Below are 18,469 nucleotides of genomic sequence, written 5' to 3'. Positions count from 1 at the left end.
CGCCCGGTCGTTGAGCGAGCGAAGCGAGACGAAACGCAATGAGAGGACATGACATGACCGACTACGCAGTCATCAACCCCGCCACCGGCGAGACCGTGGCCACCTACGACACCTTCACGGACGCGCAGATCGACGACGCCATCGCGCGCGCACACGCCGCGGCATCCGTCTGGGGAAGCACTCCCGTGGCCGAGCGGGCGGCCGTGATCCGCCGGATCGCCGAGGGCCACCGCGCCCGCCGCGACGAGTTCGCAGCGATCATCGTGCGCGAGATGGGCAAGCCGCTGGCCGCGGCCGTCGGCGAGGTCGACTTCGCAGCCGACATCATCGAGTTCTACGCCGACAACGCCGAGAAGATCAACGCCGACCAGCCGATCGACATCCTGGGGGAGGGCACCGCCGTGATCCGTCGCGCACCCCTCGGCGTGCTGTTCGGCATCATGCCGTGGAACTTCCCCGCGTACCAGGTCGCGCGCTTCACCGGTCCCAACCTGGTTCTCGGCAACACGATCATCCTCAAGCACGCTCCGCAGTGCCCCGAGTCGGCGGCGCTGCTCGAGGAGATCTACCGTGACGCGGGGTTGCCCGACGGCGGTTACGTCAACGTGTACGCCACGAACGAGCAGTCCGCGACGATCATCGCCGACCCGCGCGTGCAGGGCGTGTCGGTGACCGGTTCGGAGCGCGCGGGCGCCGCCGTCGCCGAGGTGGCCGGACGCAACCTGAAGAAGGTCGCGCTCGAGCTCGGCGGATCCGACCCGTTCATCCTGCTGTCCACCGACGATCTCGAGGCGACGGTGCAGGCGGCCGTCGACGCGCGTCTGGACAACAACGGCCAGTCGTGCAACGGTGCGAAGCGCTTCATCATCGCCGACGAGCTGTACGACGCCTTCGTGGAGAAGTTCACCGCGTCTCTCGCCGCCGTGACGGCGACCGACCCGACGCAGGAGGACACGGTGCTCGGCCCGCTCTCCTCGCTGGCCGCAGCGGAGAATCTGCAGAAGCAGATCGACACCGCGGTGTCGCAGGGCGCGACGCTGCTGACCGGCGGCACTCGGGAGGGAGCGTTCTTCGCCCCGACCGTGCTCGCCGACGTCACGGCAGACATGGACGTGTACCGCGAGGAGCTCTTCGGCCCCGCGGCGGTCGTCTACCGCGCCGCGGGCGAGGACGAGGCCGTGGCGATCGCCAACGACACTTCGTTCGGTCTCGGCTCCTATGTGTTCACGACCGACGCCGATCAGGCAGAGCGCGTCGCGAACAACATCGACGCGGGCATGGTCTACGTCAACGTGGTGCTCGCCGACAGCCCCGAACTGCCCTTCGGGGGTGTCAAGCGCAGCGGCACCTCACGTGAGATGGGGCTGCTGGCCGCAGACGAGTTCGTCAACAAGAAGCTGATCCGCGTCGCCTGATCGCGTACGGAAGGAGGGGACGGATGCCGCGGCATCCGTCCCCTCCTTCCTGTTCTGGGACGATCCCGACACACCACTTCCGGGGCCGACACGCCAGATCGGGGGACGAATTCCACGTTTCGTCCCCCGATCTGGCGTGTCGCCCCCCCCGGATCGTAACGAGGCATGCTGGCTCAGTCGAGCAGGGCGCGCACCTCTGCTGCTTCGCCGTGGCGGCCGAGAGACTCAAGGACGGTGCCGAGCTCGAGAGCTGCGACCTCGCGCAGCGGCGGGAACTGCGCCGCCCGATCGAGCGCCGCGCGGTACACGGGCACCGCGTCGGCTTCGCGCTCGCTGCCGCTGAGGAGCCTCGCGGCGTACAGCTCGGAACCCCCCGCGGATCCCTCGTCGCCGAGAGCGGAGAAGCCGTCGGCCGCGGTGAGCGCCGCAGCGACCGCCTCGTCGATACGACCGAGTGCGCCCAGTGCACGTCCGCGTGAGTCGGTGACGTCGGCGAGCAACCAGCCGGCGTCGTGCTGCTGGGCGAGGGCTGTGACCTCGTCGAACAGGGCGAAGGCGCGTTCGTCGCCCTGCCCGCCATAGGCCTGGCCGAGGTTGTGCAGCACGTCTGCGAGAGTGCCGACGGCTTCAGGGTCCTTGCGTACGGCGTCAGCGGCGGACTCGAGCATCTCGATCGCGTCCTCGTGCTCGTCGAACCGGGCGAGGATCTTCGCACGCTCGAGCAGCGCCAGCGCCTGATCGGCGTGCTGCTCGGCCTCCCCGAAGAGCTCGGCCGCGTAGCCGTAGGCGCCCACCGCCTGCCCGAACTCGCCCGACGCGGTCAGCGCCCGAGCGAGCATCGAGGCGGTCATGGCGCGGGAACCCGCGGGTACCTCCGACTGCTCCTCCTGGTCGAGCACCGTGCCGAACAGCTCTGCGGCCTCCTCGGCGTCGCCTGCAGCCAGCATGCCTCGAGCGAGACGGAAGTTCACCGCCGTGGCGTCATCGCCGTCCTGTTCCGCGAACCGCGCGGCCACGCGGTAGCGGGCTACGGCCTGCTCGGGATCGCCCGCGTCCTCCCAGAGTGCACCGGCGAGCAGATGCGTCGAGGCGAGGGCCGACGTGGCGCCGAGCCCGGCGAGCAGGCGGCAGGCTTCGTCGGCGTCGGTCGCACCTTCGGCGAATCGATCGCCACCTCCGCGCACTCGTGCGCGCATGGAGAGAGCCCGTGCGCGATGGCCCGTGCTGAGGTCGTCCTGCTCGATGAAGCGGTCGAGCAGAGCGGATGCCGCATCGACGTCGCCTGCGCTGAGCAGTGAGGACAGCGCGACGAGGGTCGTGGTGTTCACGAGGCGCGCGTCGGCGGCCTCCGTGAAGTGCCGAGCGGCGTGCTCGACGAGATCCAGCGCCGCACCCGGCTCGTCGGCCATGAGGTGCAGAGAGGCGCGGCTGAGGGCGAGATCGCCGCGAGACCACGCGGGCAGGGAGTCGGATGCCGTGAGCTCCTGTTCGAGCATCTCCGCCGCCTCCGGTGTGTTCAGCCCGAAAGTGGCCAGACCCAGTCGCGACTCGAGGTCGGCCTGGGCCTCGAGCCCGGCCTCGCGGAGCGCTCCGATGCGAGCCGGCAGCAGCTCCGCAGCCTCCTCGGCACGGTCCAGGGCGACGAGGATGCCGATGCGCATGGACTGCAGTTGCGCCCGCTTCGCCGGATCGTCGACCTCGAGGGCGCGGGGGAGGGCCGCGAGAGTCTCCTTCTCCGCGCCGTACTGCGCCAGATCGCTCGCCCGCTGGAACCAGCCGTCGGCGTCGAGCGGCACGGATGCCGCCGGCGCGGCCACGAACGCGTCGGAGCGGATCGGCACGTCGTACTGCTCCGACGCCAGAGCGCGCATGCGCTCGAGCGATCGGGCATGGCCGGAGGTCCCGTCGCGCTCGTCGAAGGCCGCGCCGATGCGTTCGGCGGCATCCCAGCACGCGCCGGCGAGGTCCTCGGCGCTCCACGGCCCGTCATGCTCGCCGAACAGAGACACCAGGTCGGCGGCATCGGCACCACGCACCGGGGTGCTGCCGTGCCCGGTGGCCGTCACGCGGTCGAGGGCGACCGCGAAAGCGGACAACGCCGCGAAATGCGCGTCGACGTTGAGACCGTCGTGGGCGAGCCAGGAGATGTGGCGCTCGATGAGGGCGAGCGCGCGCGCCTCGTTGCCGGTCAGCGCGGTGAACACGATGTTGTTCGCGACGATGCGCAGATTGTCGGGATTGTCCTTGGCGAGTCGGTAGCTGCGCAGGTGGGCGCTCTTCGCCTCATCGAAGCGTCCGGCCCGCAGATACGGCAGCAGCACGCGGGAGAGGGCGTGCTCCGGCTCTTCACCGCAGGAGAAGCCGCCCTCGATCATCTCCTCGACGAGACGGATGGCGTCGGCATCCCGGTCGGTGTCCGCGAAGAATCCCGCGAACTGACTGCGGCCGCACGCGTCGCAGTGACTGTGCTCGTCGCGAGGGGTGGCCTCCAGCTGCACACGCAGCGCTTCGGCGTCGTCGATGCGTCCGGCATCCCAGGCGTCCTCGAAGCGCGCCGTGAGCACGCCGCTGAGTCCGAGCCCTGCCGCCCGGTAGTGCGACTCCATATCGTCGAGGACCGCCGAGATCTGCTCACCCGAGAACGCGGGAGAGGAGCGCAGGGCCGAGGCCATCCACTTGAACTGCCACATCAGATCGGCGCCGCCGTTGTCGAGGTCGGCGGGAAAGCGCTGCGGGTCGGCGTCGTGATGCGCGAGGCACCACGCGAACGAGTTCAGCATCACATCTGTCGCGCCGCCCATGTTGGCCGAGGCGGTCTGGCGCATGCGCGCCTGGTACTCGAGCTGCTCGTCGCCGATCTCGAGCGCCAAGGCGACGGCCTCGGCGACGAGCGCCTGCTCCGCGGGGCCCCACGGGGTGCGGTCGATCTCTTCGAGCAGCTGCGGGAAGCGCTTCTTCGGTCGTGCCATCACGGGCCTTTCAGAGTGTGTCGAAGGGAACGGCGTCCCCTTCGATGCCGGCGGAGAGCGAGACGAGGTCGGTGAGCGCGCTGGTCATCAGCGCACGATCGGCGTCGCTCAGCGGGTGATGTCCCGCGAGCAGCGACTGGATGTAGAGCAACTGCACCGTCCGCGCGAAGACGGCGTCGTCCTGGACGCGCACGAGTGCGCGCACGACTCTGTTCGACCAGTTCAGGCAGAGCCGCGCACGGAGATCGTCGTCTCGCGCTGCGGACAGGGAGCTGTCGATGCGATCGAGCACGCCGCCCCATAGCGAGCCGGTCACACCCCGGGTACGGCGCCGGTCGATCGTGCGCAGCACTTCGGGATCGGCCACATAGAGACCCGCGAGGTCGGGGCGATCGATCGAGCGGACGACCACCGTGCAGCCCGATGCCGCGAGCACGTCGCCGGCGCGGGATTCGAGCGCCACCGCGGCGTCGCGGTCGTCGAGCGGCGGGGGATCGAGCCGGTCGAGTTCTCCCGTGACGTCGACCTGTTCGACCGTCACCTCGGGATGGAGTTCGGGGAGCATGCGGATGAGGTCGGCGTCGTAGAGATAGCCGCCGTTGACCAGGATCTCGGATGCCGGGGAGATGCCGGCGACCTGACGGAACTCGTCGACGGTCGCGGCGAAGCGCACGTGCGGATAGCGTTCGACGAGCTCGCCGACGCGCATCGTCCCGTGTGTGGTCTCGAGGGTCAGCCAGCGCGTGATGAACCGCGCGAGCTCCTCGTCATGCCGAACGAGTGATTTCAAGCCCACCTCGTGGATCGCGACGAACTGCGCGAGCCGGTGGGGCTCGGTGAGACCGAGCTCGAGCACCCAGCGCCGGATGCCGGCTCCCAGCTGCTCGCGGACGCGCTCGAGCGCTGCGTCCTCCACCAGCGATTCGCGGCTCGCCGTCGGTGCGAGACCCGTCGAGTCGATCACGGCGCGAACGAAGAACGCCCACTCCGGCAGCACGTCGTCGACGCGCTCCGAGAGCAGCATGCGCCCCAGATACATGCGCGTGGCCTGACGGGCGCCGGGCGGGGGAGCGAAGGGCAGCACATAGGCGACGCCGCGTGTTCCCGTGGCCGGCTCAGACAGCTCGATCACATCGAGTGGGCCGGCCCCGAGCAGTTCGCGTCCGTACTGTGCGACCTCGTCGGGGTCGGCTCCGAGGAACGGTGCGGGGTGAGTGACGTCGACCGCGCCGCTCGGCGCGTCGATCGTCACACTCACGGGCAGGAACTCGCCGAACGTCGTGGCGAGCTCGCGCACGGCGGCGGGGCGCAGCAGGTCGTCGGCATCGAAACGCGGCACGAGGTGCACGCTGGTGCCGATCGGCAGCTCCTCGTCGAGCTCGACCACCTGGAACGTGCCGTCGGCACTGCCTGTCCACTCCACCGCAGCACCGCCGCGGGCGCTGCGGGAGCGGATGACGATCGTGTCGGCGACCATGAAGCAGCTGAGCAGGCCGATGCCGAACTGTCCGAGGTAGTCGCTGCGCGGCATGTCGAAGATGTCTCGTTTCGACGACCGCCCGACCGTGGCGAGCAGGTCGGCGACCTCTGCGGCGGTCAGGCCGACGCCGTCATCGCGCAGCACGAACTCGCCTGAGGCGTCGCTGAGAGGGGTGATCGTGATCCGGCCACCGGCGCCGTCGACCTCGCGTCTCGCCGTGATGGCGTCGCGGGCATTCTGCAGGAGCTCGCGCAGGTACACCCGCGGACTCGAGTAGATGTGCCGGCTGAGCAGGTCGACCACGCCGCGCAGGTCGACCTGGAACTGCTGCACCTCAGCGCTCACGTGCGCTCCCTCCCGGCTTTCGCCCGCCCCCGAGCCTAACAACTGCGCATTTCGATCCCCTGGTTCGAGAGCGTCCCGCAGATGCCGTATGCTGGTGGAGCAGTTGTTGTCTGCAATCTTTCGCTGTGCCCCGGTTCGACAGATCCGGGTTCGGGGAACGGGAGCAGACGACCAACCCGAGGTCATCTGGCCTCTAGGGCGGTAGCTCAATTGGCAGAGCAGCGGTCTCCAAAACCGCAGGTTGCAGGTTCGATTCCTGTCCGCCCTGCGCGTCAGCGCATCGCTGGCACACGAAAGGTACATTCAGGATGGATCAGGAAGAACCGCGTGGCGAGGTCGTCGCGACCGGTGCCACCCGAGAGAAGAAGCGCAACTTCTTCGCCCGGTTCTTCGGAGGCATCGCACTGTTCCTCCGCCAGGTCATCGCTGAGCTTCGCAAGGTCGTCACTCCGACCCGCAAGGAGCTGATCAAGTTCACCGCGGTGGTCCTCGTCTTCGTCCTGATCGTGATGGGCATCGTCTACGGACTTGACACCCTGTTCGCGTGGCTGACGCACGTGGTGTTCGGGGTTCCGGGCACCTGATGCCACCGCGGCCCCGGCCGCACACATGGAGAAGAAAAACGTGTCTGAACGCTATTCCGACGACGCCGACTGGGCGACCGCTGCAGAGCAGTCCAGCGAGGAGGACGAGGCCCAGGAGGGCAACGTGCTCGCCGCAGAGGAGTTCTCGGTCACCTCGGCAGAGCACGTCGCGATCCACATCGAGGATGAGGATGCCGACGAGGATGGCGCAGACGACGACATCGACATCGACGACCCGGAGGCGGACGCGATCGTGAACGACGCTCTCAACCTGGACGAAGCGGCTGAGTCTGAGGCTGCCGCTGAAGTCCTCAATGATTCTGTGGCTGAGGAAGCGGCAGACTTCGAGGCGGCTGCCGCTTCGCAGGTCGCCCCCTACGACGGCCCCGACGTGAACGGCGACGAGGACGAGCCCGTGCTCGATCCTGCCGAGGTCGCGGAGATCGCTGCGGCGGCCGACGTGGTCGACGAGGTCGAGGCCTCTGTCGACGCCGCAGACGCCGCTGAGCCCGACGACGACGCCGAGGAAGATCCCTACGAGGCCTTCCGCGCCGATCTGCGCATGCTGCCGGGCAAGTGGTACGTCATCCACTCGTACGCCGGCTTCGAGCGCAAGGTGAAGGCGAACATCGAGCAGCGCAAGTCGACGCTCGAGGTCGAGGACGAGATCTACCAGATCGAGGTCCCGATGGAGGACGTCGTCGAGATCAAGAACGGCCAGCGCAAGATGGTCAACCGCGTGCGCATCCCCGGCTACGTGCTGGTGCGCATGGAGCTCAACGAAGACACCTGGTCTGTCGTGCGTCACACGCCCGGTGTCACCGGCTTCGTGGGCAACGCTCACAACCCGACGCCGCTGCGTTTCGAAGAGGCCTTCAACATGCTGAAGGCGCTCGTCGAGGTCAAGGACGTCCCGACCGCCAAGAACATCGCAGCCAAGGGCGGCGTCGCCGTCGCCCGCCCGCTGCCCGCCGAGGTCGACTTCGAGATCGGCGAGACCATCACGATCAAGGAGGGCTCGTTCGCAGGCCTTCCCGGCTCGATCAGCGAGATCAAGCCCGAGAGCGGCAAGCTCACGGTCCTCGTCTCGCTCTTCGAGCGCGAGACCCCGGTCGAGCTGTCGTTCGACCAGGTCACCAAGATGATCTGACATCACGTCTCACGAGAACGGCCGCCCCTCCGGGGGTGGCCGTTCTCGCGTATGCGGCGCGCCCCTCCGGGATCACCTGCACTATCCGGGATCACCTGCACGACCTTTCCGGCTGCTCGGTCGTGCAACTGTGCCCGAATCGTGCAAGTGGTCGCGCGCGCGGGCGGCAGGTCGAGCGAAGGATGCAGGATCAGGTAGACTTGTCTGGTTTGTGCGCGCCCTCGGCGTGCGCGGACGACCGCGGTCCGGAGAAGCCGGGCCCGCGGGAGAGCGGATGCAATCGGCATCTGTTCGATGAAAGGAAGAGGAAATGGCACCCAAGAAGAAGGTGACCGGCCTGATCAAGCTTCAGATCAACGCCGGTGCAGCCAACCCGGCGCCCCCGATCGGCCCTGCGCTCGGTCAGCACGGCGTCAACATCATGGAGTTCTGCAAGGCGTACAACGCCGCGACCGAGTCGCAGCGCGGCAACGTCATCCCCGTCGAGATCACCGTCTACGAGGACCGCAGCTTCACGTTCGTCCTGAAGACCCCGCCGGCGGCGGAGCTCATCAAGAAGGCCGCAGGCGTCCCCAAGGGCTCCGCGACCCCGCACACCGTCAAGGTCGCGAAGATCACCAAGGACCAGGTCCGTCAGATCGCCGAGACCAAGCAGGCCGACCTGAACGCGAACGACATCGAGGCCGCCTCGAAGATCATCGCCGGCACCGCCCGTTCCATGGGCATCACGGTCGAGGGCTGAGGAGAATAATCATGGCTACGAAGTCCAAGGCTTACAAGGCTGCCGCCGAGAAGATCGAGGCAGACCGTTTCTACACTCCCGCTGAGGCTGTCGCCCTGGCGAAGGAGACCGGCTCGGCGAAGTTCGACTCGACCGTCGAGGTCGCGCTGAAGCTCGCCGTCGACCCCCGCAAGGCAGACCAGATGGTGCGCGGCACCGTCATCCTGCCCCACGGCACCGGCAAGACCGCTCGCGTCATCGTGTTCGCCACCGGCCCCGCGGCCGAGGCTGCGATCGCCGCGGGCGCCGACGAGGTCGGCGGCGCCGAGCTCATCGAGAAGGTCGCCGGCGGCTGGACCGCGTTCGACGCGGCCGTCTCCACCCCGGAGCTCATGGGCCAGGTCGGTCGTCTCGGAAAGGTCCTGGGTCCGCGTGGACTCATGCCGAACCCGAAGACCGGCACCGTGACCCCCAACACGGCCAAGGCCGTCGAGGAGATCAAGGGCGGCAAGATCGAGTTCCGCGTCGACAAGCACGCCAACGTGCACTTCGTCGTCGGCAAGGCATCCTTCACCACCGAGCAGCTGAACGAGAACATCGACGCAGCTCTCGAGGAGATCGTCCGCCTCAAGCCGTCGAGCTCGAAGGGCCGTTACATCCAGAAGGGCGCCGTGTCGACCACGTTCGGCCCCGGCATCCCGCTGGATGTCAACGCCATCTGACGCTTCGGCACTCCAGCGACCCTGTAGGGCATCGCACCGAAAGGCCCCCGCCGCGGCGGGGGCCTTTCACGTTCTCCCCGTCATCCGCGAAACCCGGCGTCATCGGGGGCGGTCCCATGGCCGGAACCGCGTACTGTGAATGAGTTCCGCGCGCCACAGCACTCGCGCACATCCCACACCCCAGGAGGGTTCACATGTCCCGTCGTCTCATCGCCGTCACGGCGCTCATCTTCGCCGCAACGGCGCTCACCGCCTGCAGCGGCTCCACCGCCCCCGCCGAGAGCAGCTCTTCGAGCGAGTCCGGGTCCGACTTCGGCCTCGTGAAAGACGGCACGCTCACCGTCGCGACCGAGGGCACGTACCGCCCGTTCAGCTTCCACGGCGACAACGGGACCGGCGACCTGACGGGCTACGACGTCGAGATCATCCAGGCCGTCGGTGACAAGCTGGGCCTGAAGGTCGAGTTCCAGGAGACGCAGTGGGATGCGATCTTCGCAGGACTCGACGCCGGACGCTTCGACGTGATCGCCAACCAGGTCACGATCAACGACGAGCGCGAGAAGAGCTACCTCTTCAGCACGCCCTACACGGTCTCGCCCGGCGTGATCGTGGTCAACGAGGACGACGACTCGATCAGCTCTTTCGCCGACCTCGAGGGCAAGACCTCGGCTCAGTCGCTGACCAGCAACTGGAACGACCTCGCCGTCGAGTCGGGCGCCAAGGTCGAGGCCGTCGAAGGATGGTCGCAGGCCGTTGCGCTGCTCCGCCAGGGCCGCGTCGATGCCACGATCAACGACAAGCTCACCTTCCTCGACTACGAGACCACCGACGGCCCGACCGGACTGAAGATCGCCGCCGAGACCGACGACGCGGGCAAGCAGGCCTTCACGTTCACGAAGGACAAGAAAGCCCTCGTCGAGGCTGTCGACGGCGCCCTCGAGGAGCTCAGGGCCGACGGCACGCTCGCCGAGATCAGCGAGAAGTACTTCGGCGAGGACGTCTCCGAGTAGATTCGACGGATGGATGCCTGGCAGCTGTTCCTGGACTCCCTCGGGCCGATCGCTCTGGGGGCGCTGCTGGGCACCATTCCACTGACGCTCGCCTCTTTCGCCCTCGGGCTCGTGATCGCGATCGGGATCGCTCTGATGCGGATCTCGGTGAACCCGGTGCTCTCGGGAATCGCAAGGTTCTACATCTCCGTCATCCGCGGCACGCCTCTGCTCGTGCAGCTGTTCGTGATCTTCTACGGCATGCCCGCGGTGGGTCTCACGATCGACCCGTGGCCGAGCGCGATCATCGCGCTGTCGCTGAACGTCGGCGGCTACGGTGCAGAGATCGTGCGCGCATCGATCCTGTCGGTGCCGAAGGGGCAGTGGGAGGCCGCATACACGGTGGGCATGAACCGTTCCCGCACGTTGACGCGGATCATCCTTCCGCAGGCCGCACGGGTGTCGGTGCCGCCCCTGTCGAACACGTTCATCTCGCTCGTGAAAGACACCTCGCTCGCCTCGACGATCCTCGTGACCGAGCTGTTCCGGGTGGCGCAGCAGATCGCCTCCGCCTCATATCAGGTGATGGTCGTGTACCTCACCGCCGCACTCGTCTACTGGGTCATCTGCCTGGTGCTCTCCTCCGGGCAGGGCTTGATCGAGAGGAGGCTCGACAGCCGTGTCGCGCACTGACGGATCGGCGCCGCTGCTCGCGGCGACCGCCTTGCACAAGAGCTTCGACCGCAACGAGGTGCTGCGAGGGATCGACCTCACCCTCCACCGCGGCGAGGTGGTCGTGCTGATCGGCCCTAGCGGGTCGGGCAAGACCACCGTGCTGCGCTCGCTGAACGGCCTCGAGACGCCAGACGCCGGCGTGATCGCCGTCGACGGCGGCCCCGAGCTCGACTTCTCGGCGAAAGTGACCCAGAAGCAGCGATTCGCCCTGCGTGACCGCTCGGCCATGGTGTTCCAGCACCACAACCTGTTCCCGCACCTCACCGTGCTCGAGAACGTGATCGAGGGGCCGTGGCGGGTGCAGCGGCGCCCCAGGGATGAGGTGGTCGCGGAGGCGCACGCGCTCCTCGAACGGGTCGGCCTCGTCGACAAGGCGGATGCTCGGCCTCATCAGCTCTCCGGCGGGCAGCAGCAGCGCGTGGGCATCGTCCGGGCGCTCGCTCTCAAGCCCGATCTGCTGCTGTTCGACGAACCGACGAGCGCACTGGATCCGGAGCTCGTCGGCGAAGTGCTCCTCGTGATCAAGGAACTCGCGGACGAGGGCTGGAGCATGGTCGTCGTGACGCACGAACTGAACTTCGCGCGCGAGGCCGCAGATCACGTGCTCTTCATGGATGGCGGGGTCGTAGTCGAGGAAGGGGCTCCGGACCGGATCTTCGAGGCTCCGCGCGAAGAGAGGACGCAACGGTTCCTGAAACGGATACTGCGCCCTCTCGACGGGTCCTGAGCCCCGCTCTCATCAGACCACGAGCGACACGCACATCGCGAGAAGAGCGAGACCCTGCAGCACCGCCCGGACGTCGATGATCGACTCCCATCGTCTCTGCAGCACTCGTGCGTTCGCCGGAACGACGTCCGCCAGGGCGGCGTCCGTCAGAGTCTTGTTGATCGGCTTCGCTATGCGGGCGAAGAGCACGAGCCAGACCAGCAGCAGGGCGACGGCGAGGGCGGCGAGGACGCCCGCCGTCGGCGAGCCTCCCGCGAACGCCAGAACGCAGGCCGCGACCGACATCACGACGCCCGTGATCCCCGCTGCAGGCAGGCGGCGGTCACCGTAGTAGTGACCGCGCCCTGCCGACTGCACGAGCGTGCGGTCGTCGACGTCGGCGTACGCGCTGCGCAGGACGGCGGCGGCGAGCACATCCGTGCCGAAGATCACAGCTACGCTCAGGATGCCGAGGATGGCTGCGATGGTGAAGACGATGTCCATGATGAGTCCCGTTCTATAGTTAGCAGTGCTAATGGTTAGCGCTGCTAACCTAGCTGCATGAGCCGAAGGACGCAAGCCTCCGATTTCGCCGAACGTGAAGAGCGCATCGTCGCGGCGGTGCGCCGCATCGCCGAGGACGAGGGCTGGACTGCGGTGACCGTACGCCGACTGGCCGACGTGATCGGATTCAGCCAGCCGGTGCTCTACAAGCACTTTCCTCGCGGGCGCGAGGAGATGGTGGAACGGGTCGTGCTCGACGGCTTCTCGCGATTGCTGGATGATCTCGAGGAGGCGTCATCCGCGTCATCCGACGACGCTCTGCCGCGCGTGGTCGACGCCTACCTTCGGTTCGCGCGATGCAACGCCGCGGTCTACCAGGCGATGTCGACGGCGCTCACGAGCATCGTGTTCGCCGCGGAGCAGACGCCACAGGTGCTGCGGGACGGCTTCGAGGTGATGCGACGCAGTGCCGGTGGCGGGGCAGACGCGACAGTGCGTGCGGAACTGCTGTGGTCGATGCTTCACGGCGTCAGCGAACTCGAACGGCATGAGCGTCTCGATCCCGCCCTGGAAGAGGCGCGGATGGACGAGATCGTCCGCTTGTTCCGGTGATCGGAGTGCCTTCGGCGGTCGGGGTTCAGGCGCCGAGCACCGGGACGACGAGCGTCACAGCGAGGGAGATCATGACGACGGCGATGACCGCGTCGAGGATGCGCCACGAGCGCTCGGTGCGCAGCCAGCGGCCGAGGTAGCGGGCGCCGAACCCGAGGGCGCTGAACCAGAGGATGCTGGCGACGACCGCCCCTGCGGCGAAGAGCCACCTCTCGGAGCCGTGCGTCGCGGCGATGGATCCGAGCATCAGCACCGTGTCGAGGTACACGTGCGGATTCAGCCAGGTCAGGGCGAGGGTCGTCAGGATCACCGGCGCGAGACGGGTGCGGGTGAGGGTGGCGGCCGATGCCGCGGGAGCGGATGCCGCGGCGCCCGTGTCATCCACCTCGAGCTCCTCTCCGCCTCGCCACGCTCTGCGAGCGGCGAGGACGCCGTAGGAGAGCAGGAACAGAGCGCCCGCCCAGCGGGCCACGACGACGAGCCAAGGTGCGGCCGAGATGAGGAAGCCGAGACCGGCGACGCCGGCGATGATGAGCACCGCGTCAGACAGGGCGCAGATCGTCACGACCGCCAGCACATGCTCTCGGCGGATGCCCTGGCGCAGCACGAACACGTTCTGCGCGCCGATCGCGACGATGAGGGAGAGGCCGAGTCCGAGACCGGCGAGAGCGGTGAGCATGTCTCCCACGGTAGGAAGGATCAGTCAACAGCACCAGCGATGATTTCTTCAGCAGCATTAGCATTGCTTATGTGAAGATCGATCCAGAACTCGCCGCGACCATCGCCGCAGTGGCCGACGAGGGCACCCTGGATGCGGCGTCCAGGCGGCTCGCCATCACTCCGTCCGCGGTGAGCCAGCGGCTCAAGGCGCTCGAGGAGCAGCTCGGCCGGGTGCTCGTCGTGCGTTCCAAGCCCGCGCAGCTGACGGAGTCGGGAGAGGCCGTCGTGCGGTTCGCCAGGCAGATGGCCCTGCTCGAGCACGATGCCCTCGCGGGCCTGGGGCTCGAAGCGGACGGGGCCCGCACAAGCATCCCGCTCGCGGTCAACGCCGACTCGATGGCGACGTGGTTCCTCGCGCCGCTCGCCCGACTGTCGGCCTCTCACGCGATCGACGTCGACCTGCACCGCGACGATCAGAACTTCACCGCACGGTTGCTGGAATCGGGCGCCGTCATGGCGGCGGTCACGAGCGAGGGCACGCCTGTCGCCGGATGCTCGGTGTCGCCGCTCGGCGTGCTCGAGTATCGGGCGATGGCGGAGCAGGGTTACGTCGATCGCTGGTTCCGCGACGGTGTCACCGTCGAGGCCCTGCACCGCGCGCCATTCGTCGACTTCGATCGCCGCGATGCCCTGCAGCACGAATGGCTCGAGTCCATGGGGGTGACGCATCAGGGTGTTCCGCGGCACTACGTGCCCGCCTCGCACGACTACGCCCTCGCGGTGCAGCTGGGACTCGGGTGGGGGATGGTGCCCGTGCTGCAGGATTCCGCAGAGCTCGTGCCGCTCGGGGGGCCGACGCTCGAGGTCGCGCTGTACTGGCAGCAGTGGAACCTGCGGTCGGCCCTGCTCGACGTCGTCGCGGCCGAGATCGCCGCCGAGGCGCGGCGGGTGCTGCGGCAGGACCGACGCCGATGACGGGGAGGCGCGTCATAGTTATATCGGGATATCGGGTATGCAATCGTGATGCGCAAGGCCTTGTGGGTGGACGTCGAGTGGGTGATGATGTGGAACGAGAGCGGGTGCCGGTCACGTGAGGGGGTGGCCGTTCCCAGATGCATTCCGCCTCGATCATCGGACTTCCTGAGGGGGAAATCACATGGGTACAACGGCAACTCAGCGCAAGGTCCTCGCGGTTCTCGCGGGCGGGCTCGTGCTCGGCATCGGTACGGCGGTCACACTCGCGGTGTGGAACGACTCGGAGTTCGCGAACGGCACGTTCACGGCGGGATCGTTCAACCTCGAAGGGTCGATCGACGGCGCCGCGTACGCGGAACATGACACGGCAGGCACGGCCGCAGATGTGACCTTCTCCACCGACTTCGACAACCTCTCGCCCACCGACGTCGTGTACGCGCCGTTCTGGGTGCGTCTCGACGCGGCGACGACCACCGGTGCCGTCGTCACGACGTCGCTCGAGTCCGGCACAGGTGCCAATGCTGCGAACATCTCGTACGCGATCTACGCGATCGGCGCGGCCGCGGCCTGCGACAGTTCGGCCACCGGCGGTACGCTGCTGCTCTCGGGGACGAGCCTCAGCGCGTCGACCGCCGGATCCACGTTCACCCTTGCGGCACCTGTCGATCCCGACCCCGGCGTCGCGCAGAAGATCTGCATCATCGCCACAGCCGGCGCAGGTCTCACAGAGGGCGGCACGGCGACCGGCGTCTGGGAGTTCGCGGCGACGTCGAACTGAGGCTGAGATGCACACCCGCAGACAGTCGAGAGACGCGAAGCGGCTGCGCTCCCGGCGGATACGGGCCCTTCTCGCCGGCGGGCTCGTCCTCGGCGTGGGGGCGGCGGCGACCCTCGCTGCATGGAACGACTCGGAGTTCGGATCGGGCACGTTCACCGCAAGCCGCTTCGGCATCGTCGGGTCGGTCAACGGCGGTGCGTTCGCCGAGCACAACACGGCGGCCGCGCCCGCATCGCTCGCGTTCCAGCTGCCCGCGACCGCTGCGGCGATGACGCCCGGAGACACCGTGTACGTGCTGTTCAGTGTGAAGACGATCGCCTCGTCCACCACTGGCACGCTGCAGCTCGTCGCCGACCCTCTGAACAACGCCGGTTTGGGACAGTACCTCACGTACGGCGTGCGCACCGTGGCCAGCACGACGACCTGTGACAGCACGACGTTCACGGGCGGCGATGCCACCGGCCTGCCGGCGAACGCCGCTTTGACCGTAGGGTCGTCTGCGCCTCGCGCTCTCGCTGCCAACGGCGGCACGGCGCTCAACTACTGCTTCGCGGTGACGCTGCCCACGGGGGCGAACACCGCTGCGCAGGGCACGAGCCTGACCGCGAAATGGTCGTTCGTGGCGACCTCCTCGTAGCGCGGGAGCAGAGGCGATGACGACGACCGGGATGACGAGGAGGGAACTGCGCGCCGAGGAGGCGCCGACGGCATCCGCTCCTCGTCGTCGCGGGCTCGCGAAGCTTCTCGCCGACGTGCTGCTGTGGATCGCGGCTATCGGGGGCGTGATCTGCATCGTGCTCGTGATCCTCGCCTACACCGCGGGGATCACTCTGATCATGTTCAAAACCGGCTCGATGTCCCCGACGATACCCGCCGGGTCCGTGGCCGTCGTGCAGCGGATTCCGGCTTCCGAGATCGAGATCGGCGATGTCATCACCGTCGACCGCGCCGGTGACCTGCCTGTCACGCACCGTGTGACCTCGATCGGCGACGGCTCGATCCCGGGCGAGCGGGTCATCACGATGAAGGGCGACGCGAACGCGGTCGAGGATCCCGCGCCGTACACCGTGACATCCGGTCGGATCGTGCTGTTCTCGGTCGCGGGTATCGCCACGGTCATCGTCGGCATGGGCAACCCGTTCGTGCTGGGCGGCATCACGATCGCCGCGGCGGTACTGGTGGTGTGGGCGTTCTGGCCCCGAGAGAAGGGGGCGCCATGAAACGCGCGCTCCTGCTGGTCGGGCTGGTCGCGTTCGGTGCGTTGTCGGCGCAGCCGGCATGGGCCGCGTCCACGACGCAGGTCGTCCAAGGACAGATTCTGCGACTCGTGTCGGTGGCCGACTGGGATGCCGCGGGCTCGCTGCTTCCGGGCGAGCCCGTGCAGTGGGACGTCGCCGTCAGCGCGGATGCTCCCGATCCCGGCACCGTCACGATCGGCGTGAGCGCGACAGGAGATGCGGAGCTCGTCGTCGACGCGACGTTGTGCATGCAGCCCTGGGCGGCGAGCGGATGCCCCGGCGGTGAGACCGTGCTGAGATCCGACTGGAGTCTGCCGCGCGACGGCGCCGAGGTCGTCCTCACCCGGATGGCGGACACGGAGACTGCGCATGTCCGGCTCTCGATCGCGCTCGCCGCGGGCGATGAAGGCGGGCGCACAGATGTGCTCGTCCACGCCACGGGGGCAGGCGAGTCGGTGGTCATCGGCGAGGACGGGGGGCTCGCGACGACAGGGATGCCGCCGGTCGTCTTCTGGGTGCTCGGCGGAGGCAGCGTGCTGCTGCTGTTCGGCTGCCTGCTCCTCCTCGCGCGTCGACGACGCCCGCACGACGAGGAGGAGTCATGAGGCGCCGGCGCCTGATCGCGGCACTCGCGGTTCTCGCGGTGCTCATCGGGTGCAATGCGGCCCCGGGTGTGCAGCGGACGGACGCCGCGTGGGCCGATTCGGAGTTCGGGGCCGGGACGTTCACGGCGTCGACACTCTCCAGCCCGACGAACATGACGTGCACGGTCGCGAACGCCCCGCCTCTGTTCCTGACGTTCCAGAGCGTCACCATCACATGGGTGTCCGCCTATGCGTGGGCGCCCGCTAGCGGGCCCAAGAGCACCTTGACCGCGAGCTCCTCGACGAAGACCAGCACGGTGGCGGGGGTCACGACGACAGGAACGGGCCCGTACACGCACTCGGTCACCCTGACTCAGGCGCTCCTCGAAAGTCTGGTCACCAATCTTCTCGGCAGCACGACGACATTCAAGGTAACGAATGTGGCGGGGACGAACTGGGTGTCTTCCTCGCAGACCAAGACCCTGACGATGACCCTGGCGGGCCTCGGCGCAGCGTGCAGCTGATGTTTGGTGCGTGCTCAGTCCGCGAGCGCCAAGGCCCGGAACGCGTCGCGCTCGCGGAGCTGCTCACGGCGGCTGGTTGCGGCATCCGCCGTTCTTGTCGGCACGGCCTGGCCGGTGGTGCGGCGGTAGAGCTCGTCGATCAGGGCGGTCGCGAGGCCGACGAGCTTGCCGATCTCACGGTCGTCGCGGTCGATCCACACGCACTTCGGCTCATCGTGCACGGGAGCGAAGTCGACGTGCTCCTCCCACACGAAAAGGGTGCGCTCGGCGCCGAGCACGTGCTGCTGCCACCAGACCTGCCGGAGGTAGGTGCGGGGGATGCCGCGGAACGGCTTGTTCGTCGTCTTGATCTCGGCCAGCCGGATGCGCCCGTCGGCGTCGACCGCGATTCCGTCCGGTGTGGCCAGATGGCGGTGCTCGACCTCGGCCCGGAACAGGGCTGATGAGGGCAGGATCCCATGCGTCGCCGCCACCCACGCGGCGATCTCGGGCTCACGGCGACGCCCGTGATCGGTGTAGGCGTTGCCCCCGAAGCGCGGCCCGCCGCCGAGTTTGGAGTCTGCGGCACGCGCGATCGAGTTCTCGCTGGTGAGTCCGGCGACGTCGGTCGCCGTGATCCCGCGCGAGCGCGCACGCATCCACGCGACGCGGTCGCGGGAGTCCGCCACGATGCGCGCCTGGAGTTCGGGATTCACCCTTCGACCCTAACCCCGGCATCCGACCCTCCCGTCCCATACACGCCGCTGTGCGGCATCCGCAGCCGCTAGGAACGCGTCGA

At 68.1% G+C, this 18,469-nt stretch carries 20 protein-coding genes and 1 tRNA gene; 16 read left to right on the top strand and 5 right to left on the bottom strand.

Going from position 1 to position 18,469, the window contains the following annotated elements; translation table 11 throughout:
- Positions 1 to 53: 53 nt before the first annotated feature.
- Positions 54 to 1,415, top strand: a complete 1,362-nt coding sequence (locus tag QFZ53_RS17425) for an NAD-dependent succinate-semialdehyde dehydrogenase (protein ID WP_292909419.1) — start codon at positions 54 to 56, stop codon at positions 1,413 to 1,415.
- 173 nt (positions 1,416 to 1,588) lie between these two features.
- On the opposite strand, the gene QFZ53_RS17420 is transcribed toward QFZ53_RS17425, so the two are convergent.
- Positions 1,589 to 4,384 (bottom strand): hypothetical protein, encoded by a 2,796-nt coding sequence (locus QFZ53_RS17420; protein WP_307298527.1) that lies wholly within the window; start codon positions 4,382 to 4,384, stop codon positions 1,589 to 1,591.
- 10 nt (positions 4,385 to 4,394) lie between these two features.
- A complete protein-coding gene (locus QFZ53_RS17415) occupies positions 4,395 to 6,209 on the bottom strand; it encodes an HSP90 family protein (RefSeq protein ID WP_307298525.1) in 1,815 nt (604 codons plus the stop codon).
- A gap of 195 nt (positions 6,210 to 6,404) precedes the next feature.
- Here QFZ53_RS17415 and QFZ53_RS17410 point away from each other — a divergent pair.
- The 8 genes from QFZ53_RS17410 to QFZ53_RS17375 all read left to right on the top strand — a co-directional run bounded on the left by QFZ53_RS17410 (position 6,405) and on the right by QFZ53_RS17375 (position 11,837).
- Positions 6,405 to 6,477 (top strand) — tRNA-Trp (locus tag QFZ53_RS17410).
- Positions 6,478 to 6,517: 40 nt separating this feature from the next.
- The gene (secE, locus tag QFZ53_RS17405; RefSeq protein ID WP_045256173.1) at positions 6,518 to 6,793 is read left to right on the top strand and encodes a preprotein translocase subunit SecE; all 276 of its coding nucleotides are present in this window, start codon (positions 6,518 to 6,520) and stop codon (positions 6,791 to 6,793) included.
- A 40-nt stretch (positions 6,794 to 6,833) separates the two neighbouring features.
- Complete coding sequence (nusG, locus tag QFZ53_RS17400) at positions 6,834 to 7,943, top strand: transcription termination/antitermination protein NusG (RefSeq protein ID WP_292909413.1); 1,110 nt, start codon at positions 6,834 to 6,836, stop codon at positions 7,941 to 7,943.
- Between the two features lie 310 nt (positions 7,944 to 8,253).
- Positions 8,254 to 8,685, top strand: a complete 432-nt coding sequence (gene rplK / locus QFZ53_RS17395) for a 50S ribosomal protein L11 (protein ID WP_091027467.1) — start codon at positions 8,254 to 8,256, stop codon at positions 8,683 to 8,685.
- A gap of 11 nt (positions 8,686 to 8,696) precedes the next feature.
- On the top strand, positions 8,697 to 9,386 hold the full coding sequence (rplA, locus tag QFZ53_RS17390; protein ID WP_307298521.1) for a 50S ribosomal protein L1: 690 nt from the start codon (positions 8,697 to 8,699) through the stop codon (positions 9,384 to 9,386).
- Between the two features lie 194 nt (positions 9,387 to 9,580).
- Positions 9,581 to 10,396: an amino acid ABC transporter substrate-binding protein gene (locus QFZ53_RS17385; protein ID WP_307298520.1), complete on the top strand. Its 816-nt coding sequence runs from the start codon at positions 9,581 to 9,583 to the stop codon at positions 10,394 to 10,396.
- Positions 10,397 to 10,405: 9 nt separating this feature from the next.
- On the top strand, positions 10,406 to 11,068 hold the full coding sequence (locus QFZ53_RS17380) for an amino acid ABC transporter permease (protein WP_292909408.1): 663 nt from the start codon (positions 10,406 to 10,408) through the stop codon (positions 11,066 to 11,068).
- Positions 11,055 to 11,837 carry an amino acid ABC transporter ATP-binding protein gene (locus QFZ53_RS17375; RefSeq protein ID WP_307298519.1) on the top strand — a complete coding sequence of 261 codons (783 nt, stop codon included), beginning with the start codon at positions 11,055 to 11,057 and terminating at the stop codon, positions 11,835 to 11,837. Before QFZ53_RS17380 ends, QFZ53_RS17375 begins: the two co-directional genes overlap by 14 nt.
- A 12-nt stretch (positions 11,838 to 11,849) precedes the next feature.
- On the opposite strand, the gene QFZ53_RS17370 is transcribed toward QFZ53_RS17375, so the two are convergent.
- On the bottom strand, positions 11,850 to 12,320 hold the full coding sequence (locus QFZ53_RS17370; RefSeq protein WP_307298518.1) for a DUF1772 domain-containing protein: 471 nt from the start codon (positions 12,318 to 12,320) through the stop codon (positions 11,850 to 11,852).
- Between the two features lie 57 nt (positions 12,321 to 12,377).
- On the opposite strand from QFZ53_RS17370, the gene QFZ53_RS17365 reads away from it, so the two are divergent.
- A complete protein-coding gene (locus QFZ53_RS17365) occupies positions 12,378 to 12,932 on the top strand; it encodes a TetR/AcrR family transcriptional regulator (protein WP_292909402.1) in 555 nt (184 codons plus the stop codon).
- Between the two features lie 25 nt (positions 12,933 to 12,957).
- On the opposite strand, the gene lysE is transcribed toward QFZ53_RS17365, so the two are convergent.
- Positions 12,958 to 13,611, bottom strand: coding sequence for an L-lysine exporter (gene lysE / locus QFZ53_RS17360; protein ID WP_292909400.1), 654 nt, complete (start codon positions 13,609 to 13,611; stop codon positions 12,958 to 12,960).
- 71 nt (positions 13,612 to 13,682) lie between these two features.
- Here lysE and QFZ53_RS17355 point away from each other — a divergent pair, with 71 nt between their 5' ends.
- The 6 genes from QFZ53_RS17355 (at position 13,683) to QFZ53_RS17330 (ending at position 17,691) form a co-directional block, all read left to right on the top strand.
- Complete coding sequence (locus QFZ53_RS17355; protein ID WP_307298517.1) at positions 13,683 to 14,567, top strand: LysR family transcriptional regulator ArgP; 885 nt, start codon at positions 13,683 to 13,685, stop codon at positions 14,565 to 14,567.
- A 181-nt stretch (positions 14,568 to 14,748) separates the two neighbouring features.
- The gene (locus tag QFZ53_RS17350; RefSeq protein WP_307298516.1) at positions 14,749 to 15,345 is read left to right on the top strand and encodes a SipW-dependent-type signal peptide-containing protein; all 597 of its coding nucleotides are present in this window, start codon (positions 14,749 to 14,751) and stop codon (positions 15,343 to 15,345) included.
- 7 nt (positions 15,346 to 15,352) lie between these two features.
- Positions 15,353 to 15,982, top strand: a complete 630-nt coding sequence (locus QFZ53_RS17345) for a SipW-dependent-type signal peptide-containing protein (protein WP_292909394.1) — start codon at positions 15,353 to 15,355, stop codon at positions 15,980 to 15,982.
- A 16-nt stretch (positions 15,983 to 15,998) separates the two neighbouring features.
- Positions 15,999 to 16,565, top strand: coding sequence for a signal peptidase I (locus QFZ53_RS17340; protein WP_307298515.1), 567 nt, complete (start codon positions 15,999 to 16,001; stop codon positions 16,563 to 16,565).
- A complete protein-coding gene (locus tag QFZ53_RS17335; RefSeq protein WP_307298514.1) occupies positions 16,562 to 17,188 on the top strand; it encodes a hypothetical protein in 627 nt (208 codons plus the stop codon). Before QFZ53_RS17340 ends, QFZ53_RS17335 begins: the two co-directional genes overlap by 4 nt.
- Entirely contained in the window at positions 17,185 to 17,691 is a 507-nt protein-coding gene (locus tag QFZ53_RS17330) for a hypothetical protein (protein WP_307298513.1), read from the top strand. The genes QFZ53_RS17335 and QFZ53_RS17330 overlap by 4 nt, the downstream gene beginning before the upstream one ends.
- A 14-nt stretch (positions 17,692 to 17,705) precedes the next feature.
- On the opposite strand, the gene QFZ53_RS17325 is transcribed toward QFZ53_RS17330, so the two are convergent.
- Positions 17,706 to 18,386, bottom strand: coding sequence for a YqaJ viral recombinase family protein (locus tag QFZ53_RS17325; RefSeq protein WP_292909386.1), 681 nt, complete (start codon positions 18,384 to 18,386; stop codon positions 17,706 to 17,708).
- Positions 18,387 to 18,469 lie beyond the last annotated feature (83 nt).

Source organism: Microbacterium natoriense (assembly GCF_030816295.1).
GTDB classification, from domain to species: domain Bacteria; phylum Actinomycetota; class Actinomycetes; order Actinomycetales; family Microbacteriaceae; genus Microbacterium; species Microbacterium natoriense_A.
Note: the sequence above shows the minus strand (reverse complement) of the source record. Positions and strands in the feature narration are given on the sequence as shown.

What these genes read in the sequence shown, in the direction of transcription:
- QFZ53_RS17425 (WP_292909419.1), top strand. Translation starts at nt 54, where the DNA reads ATGACCGACTACGCAGTCATCAACCCCGCCACCGGCGAGACCGTGGCC.
- QFZ53_RS17420 (WP_307298527.1), bottom strand. Translation starts at nt 4,384, where the DNA reads ATGGCACGACCGAAGAAGCGCTTCCCGCAGCTGCTCGAAGAGATCGAC.
- secE (WP_045256173.1), top strand. Translation starts at nt 6,518, where the DNA reads ATGGATCAGGAAGAACCGCGTGGCGAGGTCGTCGCGACCGGTGCCACC.
- rplK (WP_091027467.1), top strand. Translation starts at nt 8,254, where the DNA reads ATGGCACCCAAGAAGAAGGTGACCGGCCTGATCAAGCTTCAGATCAAC.
- rplA (WP_307298521.1), top strand. Translation starts at nt 8,697, where the DNA reads ATGGCTACGAAGTCCAAGGCTTACAAGGCTGCCGCCGAGAAGATCGAG.
- QFZ53_RS17385 (WP_307298520.1), top strand. Translation starts at nt 9,581, where the DNA reads ATGTCCCGTCGTCTCATCGCCGTCACGGCGCTCATCTTCGCCGCAACG.
- QFZ53_RS17380 (WP_292909408.1), top strand. Translation starts at nt 10,406, where the DNA reads ATGGATGCCTGGCAGCTGTTCCTGGACTCCCTCGGGCCGATCGCTCTG.
- QFZ53_RS17370 (WP_307298518.1), bottom strand. Translation starts at nt 12,320, where the DNA reads ATGGACATCGTCTTCACCATCGCAGCCATCCTCGGCATCCTGAGCGTA.
- QFZ53_RS17365 (WP_292909402.1), top strand. Translation starts at nt 12,378, where the DNA reads ATGAGCCGAAGGACGCAAGCCTCCGATTTCGCCGAACGTGAAGAGCGC.
- lysE (WP_292909400.1), bottom strand. Translation starts at nt 13,611, where the DNA reads ATGCTCACCGCTCTCGCCGGTCTCGGACTCGGCCTCTCCCTCATCGTC.
- QFZ53_RS17350 (WP_307298516.1), top strand. Translation starts at nt 14,749, where the DNA reads ATGGGTACAACGGCAACTCAGCGCAAGGTCCTCGCGGTTCTCGCGGGC.
- QFZ53_RS17345 (WP_292909394.1), top strand. Translation starts at nt 15,353, where the DNA reads ATGCACACCCGCAGACAGTCGAGAGACGCGAAGCGGCTGCGCTCCCGG.
- QFZ53_RS17340 (WP_307298515.1), top strand. Translation starts at nt 15,999, where the DNA reads ATGACGACGACCGGGATGACGAGGAGGGAACTGCGCGCCGAGGAGGCG.
- QFZ53_RS17335 (WP_307298514.1), top strand. Translation starts at nt 16,562, where the DNA reads ATGAAACGCGCGCTCCTGCTGGTCGGGCTGGTCGCGTTCGGTGCGTTG.
- QFZ53_RS17330 (WP_307298513.1), top strand. Translation starts at nt 17,185, where the DNA reads ATGAGGCGCCGGCGCCTGATCGCGGCACTCGCGGTTCTCGCGGTGCTC.